Consider the following 16,638-nt stretch of genomic DNA (forward strand, 5'->3'; position numbering starts at 1 on the left):
ACCGGTAAATCGGGCCAGCGCCGCCTTGGACACACCTAACGCACTGTAGGTGGCCACTGAATCATCCCGGACCGCCACCCGGGTATTGATGTTGATCACATATCCACAGCCCCGTTCGAGTATTGACGGGACCAGGCGGCGGCAAAAGAGCATGGGCCCGCACACATTGGTCTTCATGACCTCCCACCAGTCGTCCGGATCCGTCTCGGTGAAGCAACCGAACCTTCGGCGTAACCGGCGTTGTTGACCAGGACATCGATGCGCTCGAAGCATTTCTCCACGGTGTCATAACAATGCTCGACGTTTGCCGGGTTCGTGACGTCTCCGGTTACCGTGACGACCTCGCCACCCATCCGTTCAATGTGTTCCGCTGTGGCCGAAAGCTCGGCCGACAGCTTGTCCACAAGGCCCGTGCGATAACCGTTCTCGGCCAAACTGATTGCGATCTGCTGACCAATTCCGCGGCCCGCTCCGGTCACCCGTGCGACTTTGCCCGCGCCGGCGCTCATGAGTCCAGGCAATTTGCCTTCCTTCATGGCGTACGGTATTTGGCCCGACGGTAGCGGCACTCCGTGATCCTGTCGATCTGTTCAATCGCGCCACCACGACTTCTCGGAAACCGGGTGTACGTCGTCCTGCTCGTCAGTACGTCCCGTCGAGGCGGGGATCCAAGAGGTGACCAGCCCGCACAGCCCCTTGCACGCGCCGTGGCGGCAGCGCCATGCACCGGACAGGAGGGCTGCAGCCGCGTCTCCCGGAACCGCCTACCCTTGACCCATGACCAGCAGCAGCGACCGGAGCTCCACCGTGGACGTTCAAGGATCCAAGAGTTACGAAATCCGCACCTACGGGTGTCAGATGAACGTCCACGACTCCGAGCGGTTGGCCGGGCTGCTCGAGGACGCGGGGTACGTGCGGGCGCCGGAGGGATCGGACGGTGACGCGGACGTCGTCGTCTTCAACACCTGCGCCGTACGCGAGAACGCCGACAACCGGCTCTACGGCAACCTCGGCCACCTGGCGCCGAAGAAGGCGAAGCGGCCGGGGATGCAGATCGCGGTCGGCGGCTGCCTGGCGCAGAAGGACCGCGACACCATTGTGAAGAAGGCGCCCTGGGTGGACGTCGTCTTCGGCACGCACAACATCGGCAAGCTGCCGGTCCTGCTGGAGCGCGCCCGCGTCCAGGAGGAGGCGCAGGTCGAGATCGCCGAGTCGCTGGAGGCGTTCCCCTCCACGCTGCCGACGCGCCGCGAGAGCGCCTACGCGGCCTGGGTGTCGATCTCCGTGGGCTGCAACAACACCTGCACCTTCTGCATCGTCCCGGCACTGCGCGGCAAGGAGAAGGACCGCCGTCCCGGCGACATCCTCGCCGAGGTCGAGGCCCTGGTCGGCGAGGGCGTCTGCGAGATCACACTGCTCGGCCAGAACGTCAACGCCTACGGCTCCGACATCGGTGACCGCGAGGCGTTCAGCAAGCTGCTGCGCGCCTGCGGCACCGTCGAGGGCCTGGAGCGCGTCCGCTTCACCTCGCCGCACCCGCGCGACTTCACCGACGACGTGATCGCCGCCATGGCCGAGACCCCCAACGTGATGCCGCAGCTGCACATGCCGCTGCAGTCCGGCTCGGACACGGTCCTCAAGGCCATGCGCCGCTCCTACCGGCAGGAGCGCTACCTCGGGATCATCGAGAAGGTCCGCGCCGCCATCCCGCACGCCGCGATCACCACCGACATCATCGTGGGCTTCCCCGGCGAGACCGAGGAGGACTTCGAGCAGACCCTGCACGTGGTGCGCGAGGCACGGTTCGCGCAGGCCTTCACCTTCCAGTACTCCAAGCGGCCCGGCACCCCCGCTGCCGAGATGGAGAACCAGGTTCCCAAGGAGGTCGTCCAGGCGCGCTACGAGCGGCTCGTCGCCCTCCAGGAGGAGATCTCCTGGGAGGAGAACAAGAAGCAGGTCGGGCGCACGCTGGAGCTCATGGTCGCCGAGGGCGAGGGCCGCAAGGACGGCGCCACGCACCGCCTCTCCGGCCGCGCCCCCGACAACCGCCTCGTCCACTTCACCAAGCCGGAGCAGGACGTCCGCCCCGGCGACGTGGTCACGGTCCAGATCACCTACGCCGCCCCCCACCACCTCCTCGCCGAGGGCCCGGCCCTCGCCGTGCGCCGCACCCGTGCGGGCGACGCGTGGGAGAAGCGCAACGCCGCCGGGGCGGCCAAGCCCGTGGGCGTCATGCTCGGCCTGCCGAGGATCGGCGCCCCCGAGCCCCTGCCGGCCGCGGCGACCACCGGCTGCGGCTGCGACTGATCCGGTCCGGCGACCGCCCCGGCAGCGCGGCGAACAGCGCGTCGGCCGGGTCCGGCGTGGCCCGGTGCGGCGTTCGGCCGAGCCGGGGTGGCCGTCGGTGTCCGGTCGGGCCGGGGCGGCCGTCGCAGTGCCGTTGCGGTGTCTTACGGCGTTACCCTGCCGATCATGCTTGTCGCCGCCGCAGTCTGCCCCTGTCCGCCCCTTCTCGTGCCCGGGATCGCCGCGGGAGCCGCGCCCGAGCTGGATACCGCGCGGGCCGCGTGCACCGACGCGCTGGGCGTGCTCGCCGCCGCTCGGCCCGACCTGCTCGTGGTCGTGGGACCCGACGAGCAGCCGGGGTGCGTCCCGTACCCGGAGGGCGCCCGGGGGTCCTTCCATGGCTTCGGCGTGGAACTGGACGTACGGCTCGGCCGGGACACCGGCGCCGCGTCCGAGCGCGAGCTGCCGTCCTCGCTCGCCGTCGCCGGATGGCTGCTGGAGCGGACCGGCTGGTCCGACGCCCCGATCGAGGGGCTCGGCGTGGGGGAACTGCTGGCGCCCGAGCGATGCGCGGCGGCCGGACGGGACATCGCCGCGCGGTCCGATCGTGTGGCCCTGCTGGTGATGGGCGACGGCAGCGCGTGCCGTTCGCTCAAGGCGCCCGGGTATCTCGACGAGCGGGCGGAGCCCTTCGACGCGGAGGTCGCCCGCGCGCTCGGCGCCGCGGACCTGGCCGCGCTCGAGGCACTCGACGCCGAGCCGGCCCACCGGCTGAAGGCGTCGGGCCGGGCCCCGTGGCAGGTGCTCGCGGGGGCCGCCGAGGGGGCCGGGCTCTCCGGTGCGCTGCTCTACGACGACGCGCCGTACGGAGTGGGGTACCTGGTGGCCGCCTGGTCGTGAGGAGGGAACGGGCGGCACGGCGGACAGCCGGAGGCCGGTGAGGCCACGCGAGGCCTGCGAGACCTGCGAGGCCTGCGAGGAACGCGAAACCAGTGACGCCAGTGAGGCATGCGCTCCCGGCCGTCCGCCGTTGTGCTGCTCAAGGTGTGCCGTTCAGGACGTGGGCGGTGGTCCCTGCGGCGGCGTCGGCGGGGCGGCGCCACCCGGCGCCGTGCCGCCGTGCGGGGCCGGGCCGTCCTTGTGGGCGAGCCGGTGCACTGCGCCCTTGGCCTTGCCCGTGCCCGCGTGGATCTTGTCGCTGTACTTGCCCCTGGTCTTCTCGTCGACAAGCTTCGCGGCTTTGACGAGGCCGTGCTCGATCGAGCCCTCGTGCCGCTGCGCCAGGTGCGCCACCCTCTCCTTGGCCGGACCGAGTCTGGCCTTCATGTTGTCCAGCAGACCCATGCTTCACCTTCCCTGGCGGGCAGTTACGTGCGGGCGCCCTCGACGGCCTGGTGTCCGACCGCCTCGCCGGCGGACTGCTGCTTGGGAATCTCCACGCCGTCGGAACCGGGGCTCCCGGCCGTCCGCCCGGCGGCACCCTCGGCGTCGTCGACGGCCTTCCTCGTCTCCTGCGCCGGGCCGCCCGTGCCACTCGCGGCGTCGGTGTCCGCCCCGGAGGGCTTCCCCTCCGCTGCCGCCCCGGCCGCCTCGGAGTCCACCGTCACCGCTTCACCCTGCGACTCAGCGGTCGGCACCTCCTCGGCAGCCGTCGCCTCCGCAGCCTTCGACCTCCGAAAAAGTCGCGCAAAAACTCCCATATCAACTCCATACGTTACTCGTGAGGGCGAGATCCCGCGTGACCCGGTGCGCCAGTGCGCACTGCCCGGACCACCGCCCGGCGGAATCCGGCCGTGGGAACCTCGCAACGGGCAACGACCCCGCGCGCATGACGTCACGCAACTCGTTCGAGGCGCCCTCGTGACGTTTGCGAGACTGGTGCGGTGAGCAGCGCACCCCCCGCCCCCCGCGTCATCGCCGTCGTCGGCCCCACCGCGGCCGGAAAGTCCGACCTCGGCGTCTTCCTGGCCCAGCGTCTCGGCGGTGAGGTCGTCAACGCCGACTCCATGCAGCTCTACCGAGGGATGGACATCGGCACCGCCAAGCTGACGCCCGAGGAGCGCGGCGGAGTGCCGCACCACCTCCTGGACATCTGGGACGTGTCGGTCACCGCCTCCGTCGCCGAGTACCAGCGGCTCGCCCGGGAGCGTATCGACGCGCTGCTCTCCGAGGGGCGCTGGCCGATCCTGGTCGGCGGATCCGGACTGTACGTCCGTGGGGCCGTGGACAACCTGGAGTTCCCCGGCACCGACCCCGAGGTGCGGGCCCGGCTGGAGGAGGAGCTCACGCTGCGCGGCTCCGGAGCGCTGCACGCCCGTCTTGCCGCCGCCGACCCCGAGGCCGCGCGTGCGATCCTGCCCAGCAACGGCCGCCGTATCGTCCGGGCCCTCGAGGTGATCGAGATCACCGGCCGGCCCTTCACCGCCAACCTCCCCGGCCACGACTCCGTCTACGAAACCGTCCAGATCGGCGTCGACGTGGCGCGCCCCGAGCTCGACGAGCGCATCGCCCGCAGGGTCGACCGTATGTGGGAGGCAGGGCTCGTGGACGAGGTGCGCGCCCTGGAGGCGCAGGGCCTGCGCGAGGGGCGTACGGCCTCGCGCGCGCTCGGCTATCAGCAGGTGCTCGCGGCGCTCGCGGGAGAGTGCGCGCTGGATGAGGCGCGCGCAGAGACCGTCCGCGCCACCAAACGCTTCGCACGCCGCCAGGACTCCTGGTTCCGGCGCGACCCGCGTGTGCACTGGCTGAGCGGTGCTGCGGCGGATGTCACAGAACTTCCGCACCTCGCGCTGGCGTTGGTCGAACGACCGGTTACAGCCTGATCACGTGATGGCATCGGGACGCCCAGGCCGTCATCCCGGCCTCCGCAGGCGTGCCATCATCGAGCTTCGATCGACAAGTGGAGTCCTAGTTGGGAGGGCGCGTGGCGATGGAGGCCGGCCCTCGCGACACCGCACAAGGCACCGAGCGCGTCACTGTGGAGCGCCCCGGAACGGACCCGGACGAGGGCTCGCTGAGCCCCGACGGGCCCGACGAGACCCAGGGCGGCGTGACCGCTGACGGCCCGGAGCCCGGGGAGATGTTCCCGGGGCCCGAGGTGGAGGTCGAGCTGCGCCCGCAGCGGCGCCTGCGCATCTGGCAGCTCGCGCCCATCGTGGGGCTGGCCGCGGTCGGCTCGTTGATGTTCGCCTTCCCGCTGGCCTTCGACGGCGACAGCGGCGCCGTGATCGCCATGCTGGGGCTGCTGATCTGCTCCTGTGCCGCCGGCTGGGGCATGATGGCCGCCCGTCGCGTCGGCTACACCTGGCCGGGCGTACCGCCCCGGGGCTCCGGGCGCCGCCCCGACTGGCGGGTCATCGGCGCCTACGTCCTCCTCGTCGCCCTGGTGGTCGTCCTCGCCGTCTGGCGGGTGGCCCGGCTCCGCTAGTGCTGCGGCCGGAAAGGTTCACCGGCTCGCGACGCCCGGCACGGCACCTCGCCGCGTTGTCGCATCACCCGAGTACGTCCGGTACGCGGGCGATGCTCCGCCTTGCGATGCACCGCACCGGACGCCGCGAGCCTTCCGGCAAACCTTTCCGGCCACAGCACCAGGCTGCTGGTCGCCGCCGGGTGCCCGGCCGTCCGGTGTCCCGGTGTCGGGCCGCCGTGGCCGGGCTCTCCGCGGCGGGCTGCCCGTGGTCCGGCCGTGCGGTGCCGGGCCGGCCGGTGAGCGTGATCGTCGGCCTGTCGTACCCACCCCGTACGATCGAGGCATGAGCACGCGCATCGCCTTCCTCAAGGGTCATGGCACGGAGAACGACTTCGTGATCGTCCCCGACCCGGAGAACGCCGTCGACCTGTCCCCGGCCGCCGTCGCAGCCCTGTGCGACCGCCGCGCGGGCATCGGTGGGGACGGCGTGCTGCACGTCGTGCGGTCGGCCGCGCACCCGGAGGCCCGGGAGATGGCGGCCGAAGCGGAATGGTTCATGGACTACCGCAACGGCGACGGCTCGATCGCGGAGATGTGCGGCAACGGCGTCCGGGTCTTCGCGCGCTACCTCCAGCACGCCGGGCACGCGACCGAGGGCGACCTCGCGATCGCCACACGCGGGGGCGTGAAGACGGTCCACATCGCCAAGAACGGCGACATCACCGTCGGCATGGGCAGGGCGCGGTGCCCCGAGGGCGATGTCACGGTGAGCGTCGGCGAGCGCCGCTGGCCCGCGCGGAACGTGAACATGGGCAATCCCCACGCGGTCGCCTTCGTCGACGACCTCGGGGACGCCGGCAACCTGTTCTCCCCGCCGCACTTCGGCCCGGCCTCCGCCTACCCCGACGGCGTCAACGTCGAGTTCGTGGTCGACCGCGGCCCGGGCCGTGTCGCGATGCGCGTGCACGAGCGTGGCTCCGGCGAGACCCGCTCGTGCGGCACGGGCGCGTGCGCCGTCGCCGTGGCGGCCGCCCGGCGCGACGGCGTCGACCCCGCGGTCACGGGGACCCCGGTGACGTACACGGTGGACGTGCCCGGCGGCACCCTGGTGATCACCGAGCGGCCGGACGGGCAGATCGAGATGACCGGACCCGCGGTGATCGTCGCCGAGGGCGAGATCGGCGCGGAGTGGCTGGAAACAGTGGCCGGCTGATCCCGGCCGAGCGGGCATCGCGGCGTCGGTGACCGAGGGCCTGGGCAACATCCAAGCCCTGGTGCCAGGGCGCGGGTTGGATTCCACGGCTGACGGCATGTCAGGTGGCCGAAAACCGTAAACCTCGAAATCATCGCTCGATTGGGTGATCCGTTTCACGCTTGCCGAGAGGCGGTCGGCCGGACGTGCTGGGCTCGGTAGCATCAAGCACCGGCCCGGACGGGGGATCCGTCGCCAACCCCTGAGCCGAGTACGCCCTGGGGCACCCCGTCCGCCGGTCCACGCAGCCGGAGGTGCCCATGAGTGCCGATGCCACGAATCCCGCGGCCCCGGGCCCGGTGGCTCCCGCGGCGCCCCGCAGAAGGGCCCGCCCGCGGATCGACCTGCGCCGCCTGGGCCGGGCCGCACTCCTCGGACCCGCCGCGCGCGACCGGCTGCCCGACGCCATCGGCCATGTGGCCGAGGCCCATCGCGCACACTTCCCCGACGCCGACCTCGAACCGCTGCGCCACGCCTACGTCCTGGCCGAGTCCTCCCATCGGGGCCAGATGCGCAAGAGCGGCGAGCCGTACATCACGCACCCCCTCGCGGTGACCCTGATCCTCGCCGAACTCGGCGCCGAGACCACGACCTTGACGGCGTCCCTGCTGCACGACACGGTCGAGGACACCGACGTGACGCTGGACCAGGTCGGCGAGCAGTTCGGCGCAGAGGTCCGCTACCTCGTCGACGGCGTCACCAAGCTGGAGAAGGTCGACTACGGTGCCGCCGCCGAGCCCGAGACCTTCCGCAAGATGCTCGTCGCCACCGGCAGCGACGTCCGCGTGATGTCGATCAAGCTCGCCGACCGGCTGCACAACATGCGCACCCTGGGGGTGATGCGCCCGGAGAAACAGGCCCGTATCGCCAAGGTGACCCGGGACGTCCTCATCCCGCTCGCGGAACGGCTCGGAGTGCAGGCACTCAAGACCGAACTGGAGGACCTCGTCTTCGCGATCCTCCACCCCGAGGAATACCAGCACACGCGCGAGCTGATCGACGAGAACGCGGCCCGCCCGGGCGACCCGCTCGCCGAGGTCGCCGAGCAGGTCCGCGGTGTGCTGCGCGAGGCGGACATCCCGGCCGAAGTCCTCATCCGGCCACGCCACTTCGTCTCCGTGCACCGGGTCGGCCGCAAGCGCGGCCGGCTGCGCGGCTGCGACTTCGGCCGGCTGCTGGTCCTGGTGAACGAGGACGCCGACTGCTACGCGGTCCTCGGTGAACTGCACACCTGCATGACGCCGGTCGTCTCGGAGTTCAAGGACTTCATCGCCGTCCCTAAGTTCAACCTGTACCAGTCGCTGCACACCGCCGTCGCCCGCGAGGACGGCCAGGTCGTCGAAGTCCTCGTCCGCACCCACCAGATGCACAAGGTCGCCGAGGCCGGCGTCGTGGCGCTCGGCAATCCCTACGCTCCTCCTCCTTCGGAGGAGCAGTCGGCGGGCAGTGACGGGGAGCGCGCCGACCCCACCCGGCCAGGCTGGCTCTCCCGCCTCCTGGACTGGCAGCAGGCCGCGCCCGACCCCGACACCTTCTGGTCCACGCTGCGCGAGGACCTGGCCCAGGACCGCGAGATCACCGTCTTCCGGCCCGACGGCGGCACGCTGGGCCTGCCCGACGGGGCCACCTGCGTGGACGCCGCGTACGCCCAGTACGGCGAGGACGCGCACGCGTGCATCGGCGCCCGGGTCAACGGTCGCCTGGCGACGCTGAGCACCGTCCTGAGGGACGGCGACACCGTCCAGCTCCTCATGGGCCAGGACCCTGCCTCCGAGCCCTCCAGGGAGTGGCTCGACCACGCCCACACCCCCGCGGCCCGTATCGCCATCCAACGGTGGCTGGCAGCCCACCCGGCGCCCGGCCACGCCCCGGCTCAGGCACCGGGCGGGGTGGCCGGCGGCGGCGAGACGACCGCGACCCCCGGCATGCCGGGCGGCGCTGCCCCGGTCCCGGAGACCGGCACGGGAGTGGAGACCGGCCGCGCTCCGCGCGCCGGCGCGGAGCCCTCCGCGGCCGGCTCCCGCGCCTCCGACGGCGCCCTCGCGGACGGCCGACCGGCCCGGCCCGGCAGGGCGAGCGTCCTGGTCGTCGACCAACCGCACGCGACCGCGCGGCTCGCGGGCTGCTGTACGCCCGTGCCGCCCGACGAGGTCACCGGCTTCGCAGTGCGCGGGGGAGTGGTGACGGTGCACCGCGTCGAGTGCGCCGCGGTCGCGCGGATGAGGAGCACGGGGCGCGCGGGGATCGACGTGCGCTGGGGCGACACCACCGAGTGCCGTGTCACGCTGCTCGCCGAATCGTTCGGCCGCCCCCATCTGCTGGCCGACCTCACCGAGGCCATCGCCCTCCAGGGCGTCGAGGTCATCTCGGCGACCGTGGCTCCGCCCACGCAGCAGCGCGTCCGGCACACCTACACCCTCCAGCTCCCCGACGCCGCCGGCCTCCCCGCCCTCATGCGGGCTATGCGCAACGTCCCGGGCGTGTACGACGTGAGCCGCACCCAGCCCCAGCCGCCGCCCGCCTGACGCCCCTTGGGGCCTCCGCGTCCCCCCTCGCACGCCCCCGACACAACGTCACGCGACCGCGCGCCTCCGCGCTCTGTTTGACCTCCGCGCCCAGTACCGCGCCGGGGCATGGCTCTGCGCCCCCGGCATGGCTCTGCGCCTCCGGTACGGCCCTGCGCCCCTGGCGCGTTCCTGCACCCCGGTACACCCCCGCGCCCCGGCGCGGCCCCGGCCGGCGTGCTTCGGCAGGCCCCGTTCGGGTGGGCCGGGCGCGCGTCGTCGCCGTGGCGCGTGCGTGCGCTGGTAGCGGTGGTGCATGCCGCTCAGCCTCCGATCCCGCGTCCCGCGCCGCCCGAAGGCGGCTCTCCTCGCCTGCGCCGCCTGCGCCGCCTCCCTCTGTCTCGTCGCCGCGAGCGCCCCGCCCGCACCGCTCGGCATCGGCGACCGGCTCTTCCCGTACCTGGGCAACCCGGGATACGACGTGTCGTCGTACGACCTCTCCTTCAGCTATCCCGGCGACAACAGCAAGCCGCTCCAGGCCGTCACCACCATCGACGCCCGTACGACCCGCGACCTGGACCGCGTGAACCTCGACTTCGCGCACGGCAGGGTCGGCTCGGTCGACGTGGACGGGCTGCCGGCCACGTTCGCCACCGCCGGTGAGGACCTCGTGATCACCCCGCGGACTCCGCTGCCCCGGCACAGCTGGATGCGGATCACCGTGCACCACACCAGCGATCCCGTCGCCGAGAAGGGCCGGGACGGCGGCTGGGTGCGCACCGCGGACGGCCTCGCCATGGCCAACCAGGCGGACGCCGCACACCTGGTGTTCCCGTGCAACGACCACCCCTCCGACAAGGCGATGTTCACGATCCGGGTCACCGCCCCCGACGGCTACACGGCCGTGGCCAACGGTCTGCCCGTGGGCGCCCGGCGCCGTGCCGGGACGACCACCTGGACGTACCGCACCCGGCACCCGATGGCCACCGAGCTGGCACAGCTCTCCATCGGCCGCTCCACCGTGGTGCACCGCACCGGCCCGCACGGCCTGCCCGTGCGCGACGTCGTCCCCACCAAGGACCGAGAGGCGCTCGAGCCGTGGCTCGCCAAGACGCCCGACCAGATCGCCTGGATGGAGAGCAAGGTCGGGCGCTACCCCTTCGAGACCTACGGCGTGCTCATGGCATCGGCCGCCACCGGCTTCGAACTCGAGACGCAGACCCTCTCTCTCTTCGAGAGGAACCTGTTCACCGAACCCGCCTACCCGAAGTGGTACGTGGAGTCGGTGATGGTGCACGAGCTGTCCCACCAGTGGTTCGGCGACAGCGTCAGCCCGCGCACCTGGTCCGACCTGTGGCTCAACGAGGGACACGCCACCTGGTACGAGTCCCTCTACGCGGACGAGAAGGCGCACAAGTCCATGGAGGCCCGGATGAAGGCCGCCTACGGCGCCTCCGACCGCTGGCGTGCGTCCGGCGGCCCGCCCGCGCTGCCCAAGCCGCCGCAGCCCGGCCAGAAGATCGGCATCTTCCGCGCCAACGTCTACGACGGTGCCGCGCTCGTCCTGTACGCGCTGCGCCAGGAGATCGGCAAGCCGGCCTTCGAACGTCTGGAGCGCGCCTGGGTGCGGGCCCACCGGGACGGCACGGCGACCACGGCCGACTTCGAGCGACTGGCCTCCGACCTCGCCGGACGCGATCTGAGCGGCTTCTTCAAGGCCTGGCTGTACGGCGCTAAGACCCCGCCGATGCCCGGCCACCCCGACTGGAAGCCCACGCCGCCGCCGAAGAAGGCCCGGAAGTGACGCGGGCCAGAGCCCGGAAACCAGTGCGTGGGACCATGCGGAGATGACAGGGGGGCGGAGACGGCACCGGGGACGGTGTGGGAGTGACGCCGGGGCGGCGCGGGAATAACACGGTGACGGGATGTCCCGTGCCGTGCGACCATCTTCGGGTCGGCGCGGCACGGGCCACGGGAATCTCCCGGGGCGCTCGTGCGTTGTGAGCATTGACGGAACGGCTGCCGAAGCCCCCAGGACTCCGCCGCGGCTGCGCCGTCGCACCACGGTTTCACCAACGACGTAAGGACCCAATGACCTCCTCTTCTTCCTCTTCCCAGGCCACCAAGCGCCTTGCGCACACCCATCCCGAAGGATTTCGGGCCGATGCCCTGATGGAAGAGGACGTCGCCTGGAGCCACGAGATCGACGGAGAGCGGGACGGCGATCAGTTCGACCGCTCCGAGCGCGCGGCCCTGCGCCGTGTCGCGGGCCTCTCCACCGAGCTCGAGGACGTCACCGAGGTCGAGTACCGGCAGCTCCGGCTGGAGCGCGTGGTGCTCGTCGGCGTCTGGACCTCGGGAACCGCGCAGGACGCGGAGAACTCCCTGGCCGAGCTCGCCGCCCTGGCGGAGACCGCGGGCGCGGTCGTGCTCGACGGCGTGATCCAGCGTCGCGACAAGCCCGACGCGGCCACCTACATCGGCTCCGGCAAGGCCGACGAGCTGCGTGACATCGTCCTGGAGTCGGGCGCGGACACCGTCATCTGCGACGGTGAGCTCAGCCCGGGCCAGCTGATCCACCTCGAGGACATCGTCAAGGTCAAGGTCATCGACCGTACGGCCCTGATCCTGGACATCTTCGCCCAGCACGCGAAGTCCCGGGAGGGCAAGGCGCAGGTCGCGCTCGCGCAGATGCAGTACATGCTGCCGAGGCTGCGCGGCTGGGGTCAGTCCCTGTCCCGGCAGATGGGCGGCGGCAGCGGCGGCCTCGCCACGCGTGGTCCCGGTGAGACCAAGATCGAGACGGACCGGCGGCGGATCCGCGAGAAGATGGCGAAGATGCGCCGGGAGATCGCGGATATGAAGACCGGCCGCGAGATCAAGCGCCAGGAGCGGCGCCGCAACAAGGTGCCCTCCGTCGCCATTGCGGGCTACACCAACGCCGGCAAGTCCTCCCTGCTCAACCGCCTCACCGGCGCGGGCGTACTGGTCGAGAACGCCCTGTTCGCGACCCTCGACCCGACCGTGCGCCGGGCCGAGACGCCGAGCGGACGGCTGTACACGCTGACCGACACCGTCGGCTTCGTCCGGCACCTGCCGCACCACCTGGTCGAGGCGTTCCGCTCCACCATGGAGGAGGTCGGCGACGCCGACCTGATCCTGCACGTGATGGACGGCTCGCACCCGAACCCGGAGGAGCAGCTGGCCGCCGTGCGCGAGGTGATCAGGGACGTCGGCGCCACCGACGTGCCCGAGATCGTCGTGATCAACAAGGCGGACGCGGCGGATCCGCTGGTGCTCCAGCGGCTGCTGCGGGTGGAGAAGCACTCCATCGCCGTCTCGGCGCGCACCGGGCGGGGCATCGCAGAGCTGCTCGCGCTCATCGACAACGAGCTGCCGCGGCCGTCCGTCGAGATCGAGGCCCTGGTGCCGTACACCCACGGCAAGCTGGTCGCCCGTGCCCACACCGAGGGCGAGGTGATCTCCGAGGAGCACACCGCGGAGGGCACCCTGCTCAAGGCCCGGGTGCACGAGGAACTGGCGGCGGACCTGGCGCCGTACGTGCCGGCTCCCGCGCTCTGATCCGCGCGTCCACGGACACAGAGCCCGCAACTCCCATACGGTCCGAGGGCCCGCACCTGTCAGCAGGTGGCGGGCCCTCGGCCTGTCGTCGGCGTCACCGGCCGCCGCGGCCTTTGCCGCCTACCGCCCGGCGAACTTCCTGCTGACCGAGTCGTAGACGCCCTTGGCCACCGTGCCCAGTCGCGGGCCCGCCAGCCAGCCCGCCGTCACCGGGCCGATCGAGGTGTTGGACACCAGCGCGGGCTTGCCGTCCGGCCCCGTCTCGACCCAGCCGCCGCCGGAGGAACCGCCGGTCATGGTACAGCCGATGCGGTACATCGTCGGGTCCGAGGCGCCCAGCGACAGCCGTCCCGGCTTGTCCTGGCACTGGTACAGCCGCTGGCCGTCGTACGGCGGCGCGGCCGGGTATCCGGTCGCGGTGATGTTCTCCACCCTCGGCACCGCCGGTGCGCTGAAGTTCACGGGCAGCGCCGCGCCGACGGTCTCCTGGAGCGACTTGCCGTTGCCGCCCTTCTCCGGCGTCACATGGATGACGGCGAAGTCGTACGACGCTCCCTGCCCGCCGGTCGGACCGCCCTGCTCGATCCACTGCTTCGAGGTCTGTGCCCAGTCGCCCCACCACACGCCGTAGGGCGCGGCCTCGGCCTTGGTGGCGTTCTGCAACTGGGCGGTGCTGCGGCCCGCATCGTTGTACGACGGCACGAAGGCGATGTTGCGGTACCAGCCGCCCTTCTTGCCGGCGTGCACGCAGTGGCCGGCCGTCCACACGAGGTTGGACTTGCCCGGGTGGGCCGGGTCCTCGACGACCGTGGCCGAGCAGACCATCGTGCCCTCGGGGGAGTCGAAGAACACCTTGCCCGCCGTCGCCGCGTTGGCGTGGTACGTCGGCGACACCGCCCGTGCCGTCACCGGGGCAGGGGTCGGGTCGGTGACGCCCTGGTCACCGGTGAGGTCGTTGTTGTCGACGCCCTTGTCGGGGTCCTTGGCCCTGCGCATCCGGTCCGGGTCCCACAGGCCCTGGATGATCGGGTTGATGAAATCGTCGGCCTCGCGCAGCCAGTCGTCCTTGTTCCAGTTCTTCCAGGCGCCGCTCTTCCACTTGTCGATGTCGATCCCGTGTTCCTTGAGCTTTCGCCTGATGTCGTCCGGGATCTTGATCTTGCCGTCGCCGATGCTGCCGGCCCCGACCGCGCTCGCGGAGGCGGAGGGCCGGCCGTCCGCCTTGCTGTCGCCCGAGTTGCAGCCGGTGGCGGTGAGCGCCAGCACCGAGGCCAGCGCGACCGCGGCCGGCACGGGGGAGGTCGTGCGGCGGGCGCCGCCTCCTCGGCGAGCGATGAAGGGCGGACGTATGGGTCGCATGGTTCTGACTCCCCCTGCTGTGAAAGGACTTGCCGGCTGCCGCCGTGCTCGCGAGCCGAACCCGGGCCCGTTGCGGCCGAGTTCGGACGCTGTTCACGGCGTATGGAACGGCACCACACACTATGCGCTCGCTGTGGGGGAGCGCCGACGGAACGGCAACGGTTCCGTCACGGCAAGGATCTTGAGACAACCCGTAACCGCGCGCTCGATCGGCGGTTGTAGCGGTGGGGAGCCTGCTGCCTGCGTCCGGGACCTCCGCGTCCGGGGCCCTTGCGTCCGGGGCGTCCGGGGTCTCTGCCTCCGGGCTGTGCGCCGAGGGCGGCGAGACGGCCCCGACGACGGAAGGCCCGCGCCCTGCGGCAGCGGAGGCCGACGCCTTGGGAGTGTGGGAGGACAAGGAGCCGTGACCGTGACGGAGTCTGCGCCAGAGGCGGGTGCGTCCACGGGCGCGCGCGCCGCGCACGAGAGGATCCTGCGGCGTCAGTCGGCGCGCGAGTCGGCGGCGCGCACCTACGCGCGCGCCCTGCCGATCGTGCCCGTCCGGGCCCGCGGGCTCACCATCGAGGGCGCGGACGGCCGCCGCTACCTGGACTGCCTCTCGGGCGCGGGCTCCCTTGCCCTCGGGCACAACCACCCCGTCGTCCTGGAGGCCATCCGCAAGGTCCTCGACTCGGGCGCGCCGCTTCACGCCCTGGACCTCGCCACTCCCGTCAAGGACGCCTTCGTCACCGAGCTGTTCCGCACCCTGCCGCCCGGACTCGCCGGCCACGCGCGCGTGCAGTTCTGCGGTCCGGCCGGCACGGACGCGGTGGAGGCCGCGCTCAAGCTCGTCCGGGCCGCCACCGGCCGCAGCGGCATCGTGGCCTTCGCCGGCGCGTACCACGGGATGACCGCGGGAGCGCTCGCCGCGTCGGGGCACGCCGCCGATGTGCGCGTCGCGCGCCTGCCCTATCCGCAGGACTACCGCTGCCCGTTCGGTGTCGGCGGCACCCACGGCGCCGAACTCGCCGCGCGCTGGACCGAGTCCGTCCTCGACGACCCCAAGTCGGGGGTGCCGCTGCCCGCCGCGGTGATCCTCGAACCGGTACAGGGGGAGGGCGGGGTGATTCCCGCCCCGGACGACTGGATGCGGCGCATGCGGCACATCACCGCCGACCGGTCCGTCCCGCTGATCGCCGACGAGATCCAGACCGGGGTCGGGCGTACCGGCGCCTTCTGGGCGGTGGAACACAGCGGGGTGACGCCCGATGTGATGGTGCTGTCGAAGGCCATCGGCGGCAGCCTGCCGCTGGCCGTCGTGGTCTACCGGGAGGACCTCGACGTCTGGGAGCCGGGCGCCCACGCGGGAACGTTCCGCGGCAATCAACTCGCCATGGCGGCCGGCACCGCCACGCTGGCCCATGTCCGCGAGAACCGCCTCGCCGAGCGCGCGGCGACCCTCGGCTCCCGCATGTTGTCCCAACTCCGCGCCCTGGCGGGGGCGTACCCCTGTGTCGGTGAGGTGCGGGGACGGGGACTGATGATCGGCCTGGAGCTTGTGGATCCGCATGGCGAGCCGGGTCCACGGGGCGGTTCCGGTCCGCACGTCGGGTCCGCTCCGCACGTCGGGTCCGGTTCGCAAGGCAGGTCCGGTCCGCACGCCGAGTCGGGTCCGCAGGGCGGGTCGGACCGGCATGCGGGGTCCGCGCTGGATGGCGGGGGCAGTTGGGGCAGTTGGGGTGGTGCGGAGGGAAGCGCTGCTCCTGGCCGGGGCGTCGCGCCGTTCCATGCGAGCCCTCGGGAGCCTCGTCCCGCAGCGCCCGAACTCGCCGCCGCGGTACAGCGTGAGTGCCTGCGGCGCGGTCTGATCGTCGAGCTCGGCGGTCGCCACGCGAGCGTCGTACGGCTCCTTCCCCCGCTGACGATCAGCGACGAGCAGGCGGCGGCGGTGCTCGACCGGCTGGCCGACGCGGTGGACGCGGCGGCCCGGAGCCATCCGGCCCCGGACGGCCGGGAGGGCGGGCCGGCTCGGCGGCCGCAGCGACCCACCGGGCTCGCGGAGGGGGCGGGTTAACGCCGCCCCCGAGAGCCGCGGCGGCGGGATGGACCCGGAGGGGGCGCGACAGACCCGGGGGCGAACCAGCCGCACCGCATGCCATACGCCCCCGGTCCGCCGCCCGTGCCCCGGCCACCCGTCGTGCCCCGGTCACCTGACCTGCCCCGGTCCCCCGCCTTGCCTCACCTCCGACGACCCGCCGCTGCCCGGC

Annotated in this window: 13 protein-coding genes and 1 pseudogene; 9 read left to right on the forward strand and 5 right to left on the reverse strand. The window is 72.3% G+C overall.

Going from position 1 to position 16,638, the window contains the following annotated elements:
• Positions 1-51: 51 nt before the first annotated feature.
• Both ACH4UM_RS22890 and ACH4UM_RS22895 read right to left on the reverse strand, forming a co-directional pair.
• Positions 52-273, reverse strand: a pseudogene (locus ACH4UM_RS22890) (hypothetical protein); the annotation flags it as partial.
• Positions 174-536: an SDR family NAD(P)-dependent oxidoreductase gene (locus tag ACH4UM_RS22895; protein WP_398182206.1), complete on the reverse strand. Its 363-nt coding sequence runs from the start codon at positions 534-536 to the stop codon at positions 174-176. The gene ACH4UM_RS22895 and the pseudogene ACH4UM_RS22890, both read right to left, overlap by 100 nt.
• A 241-nt stretch (positions 537-777) precedes the next feature.
• Here ACH4UM_RS22895 and miaB point away from each other — a divergent pair, with 241 nt between their 5' ends.
• Both miaB and ACH4UM_RS22905 read left to right on the forward strand, forming a co-directional pair.
• Positions 778-2,307 (forward strand): tRNA (N6-isopentenyl adenosine(37)-C2)-methylthiotransferase MiaB, encoded by a 1,530-nt coding sequence (gene miaB, locus ACH4UM_RS22900; protein ID WP_398182209.1) that lies wholly within the window; start codon positions 778-780, stop codon positions 2,305-2,307.
• A gap of 165 nt (positions 2,308-2,472) precedes the next feature.
• On the forward strand, positions 2,473-3,186 hold the full coding sequence (locus ACH4UM_RS22905; RefSeq protein WP_398182212.1) for a class III extradiol dioxygenase subunit B-like domain-containing protein: 714 nt from the start codon (positions 2,473-2,475) through the stop codon (positions 3,184-3,186).
• A 153-nt stretch (positions 3,187-3,339) separates the two neighbouring features.
• Here the strand turns inward: ACH4UM_RS22905 and ACH4UM_RS22910 are convergent, their stop codons facing one another.
• Entirely contained in the window at positions 3,340-3,630 is a 291-nt protein-coding gene (locus ACH4UM_RS22910) for an antitoxin (RefSeq protein ID WP_398182215.1), read from the reverse strand.
• Positions 3,631-3,653: 23 nt separating this feature from the next.
• Positions 3,654-3,893, reverse strand: coding sequence for a hypothetical protein (locus ACH4UM_RS22915; RefSeq protein ID WP_398182217.1), 240 nt, complete (start codon positions 3,891-3,893; stop codon positions 3,654-3,656).
• 276 nt (positions 3,894-4,169) lie between these two features.
• Here ACH4UM_RS22915 and miaA point away from each other — a divergent pair, with 276 nt between their 5' ends.
• From miaA to hflX, 6 genes are all read left to right on the forward strand, one after another.
• On the forward strand, positions 4,170-5,108 hold the full coding sequence (gene miaA / locus ACH4UM_RS22920; RefSeq protein ID WP_398182220.1) for a tRNA (adenosine(37)-N6)-dimethylallyltransferase MiaA: 939 nt from the start codon (positions 4,170-4,172) through the stop codon (positions 5,106-5,108).
• Positions 5,109-5,215: 107 nt separating this feature from the next.
• Positions 5,216-5,713, forward strand: a complete 498-nt coding sequence (locus ACH4UM_RS22925; protein ID WP_398182909.1) for a hypothetical protein — start codon at positions 5,216-5,218, stop codon at positions 5,711-5,713.
• A 325-nt stretch (positions 5,714-6,038) separates the two neighbouring features.
• A complete protein-coding gene (gene dapF, locus ACH4UM_RS22930; protein ID WP_398182223.1) occupies positions 6,039-6,908 on the forward strand; it encodes a diaminopimelate epimerase in 870 nt (289 codons plus the stop codon).
• A 299-nt stretch (positions 6,909-7,207) separates the two neighbouring features.
• Positions 7,208-9,472, forward strand: a complete 2,265-nt coding sequence (locus ACH4UM_RS22935; protein WP_398182225.1) for a RelA/SpoT family protein — start codon at positions 7,208-7,210, stop codon at positions 9,470-9,472.
• A 295-nt stretch (positions 9,473-9,767) separates the two neighbouring features.
• Positions 9,768-11,255 (forward strand): M1 family metallopeptidase, encoded by a 1,488-nt coding sequence (locus ACH4UM_RS22940; RefSeq protein WP_398182228.1) that lies wholly within the window; start codon positions 9,768-9,770, stop codon positions 11,253-11,255.
• A gap of 449 nt (positions 11,256-11,704) precedes the next feature.
• Complete coding sequence (hflX, locus tag ACH4UM_RS22945; RefSeq protein ID WP_398182912.1) at positions 11,705-13,033, forward strand: GTPase HflX; 1,329 nt, start codon at positions 11,705-11,707, stop codon at positions 13,031-13,033.
• Between the two features lie 120 nt (positions 13,034-13,153).
• Here hflX and ACH4UM_RS22950 read toward each other — a convergent pair whose 3' ends face one another.
• Positions 13,154-14,392, reverse strand: a complete 1,239-nt coding sequence (locus ACH4UM_RS22950) for a trypsin-like serine peptidase (RefSeq protein ID WP_398182231.1) — start codon at positions 14,390-14,392, stop codon at positions 13,154-13,156.
• 403 nt (positions 14,393-14,795) lie between these two features.
• Here ACH4UM_RS22950 and ACH4UM_RS22955 point away from each other — a divergent pair, with 403 nt between their 5' ends.
• A complete protein-coding gene (locus ACH4UM_RS22955; protein ID WP_398182234.1) occupies positions 14,796-16,445 on the forward strand; it encodes a diaminobutyrate--2-oxoglutarate transaminase family protein in 1,650 nt (549 codons plus the stop codon).
• Positions 16,446-16,638 lie beyond the last annotated feature (193 nt).

Source organism: Streptomyces sp. NPDC020801 (assembly GCF_044334385.1).
Classification (GTDB): domain Bacteria; phylum Actinomycetota; class Actinomycetes; order Streptomycetales; family Streptomycetaceae; genus Streptomyces.

Bases quoted from the DNA above. Each gene is read 5' to 3' on its own strand.
- ACH4UM_RS22895 (WP_398182206.1), bottom strand. From the start codon at position 536: ATGAAGGAAGGCAAATTGCCTGGACTCATGAGCGCCGGCGCGGGCAAA.
- miaB (WP_398182209.1), top strand. From the start codon at position 778: ATGACCAGCAGCAGCGACCGGAGCTCCACCGTGGACGTTCAAGGATCC.
- ACH4UM_RS22905 (WP_398182212.1), top strand. From the start codon at position 2,473: ATGCTTGTCGCCGCCGCAGTCTGCCCCTGTCCGCCCCTTCTCGTGCCC.
- ACH4UM_RS22910 (WP_398182215.1), bottom strand. From the start codon at position 3,630: ATGGGTCTGCTGGACAACATGAAGGCCAGACTCGGTCCGGCCAAGGAG.
- ACH4UM_RS22925 (WP_398182909.1), top strand. From the start codon at position 5,216: ATGGAGGCCGGCCCTCGCGACACCGCACAAGGCACCGAGCGCGTCACT.
- dapF (WP_398182223.1), top strand. From the start codon at position 6,039: ATGAGCACGCGCATCGCCTTCCTCAAGGGTCATGGCACGGAGAACGAC.
- ACH4UM_RS22935 (WP_398182225.1), top strand. From the start codon at position 7,208: ATGAGTGCCGATGCCACGAATCCCGCGGCCCCGGGCCCGGTGGCTCCC.
- ACH4UM_RS22940 (WP_398182228.1), top strand. From the start codon at position 9,768: ATGCCGCTCAGCCTCCGATCCCGCGTCCCGCGCCGCCCGAAGGCGGCT.
- ACH4UM_RS22950 (WP_398182231.1), bottom strand. From the start codon at position 14,392: ATGCGACCCATACGTCCGCCCTTCATCGCTCGCCGAGGAGGCGGCGCC.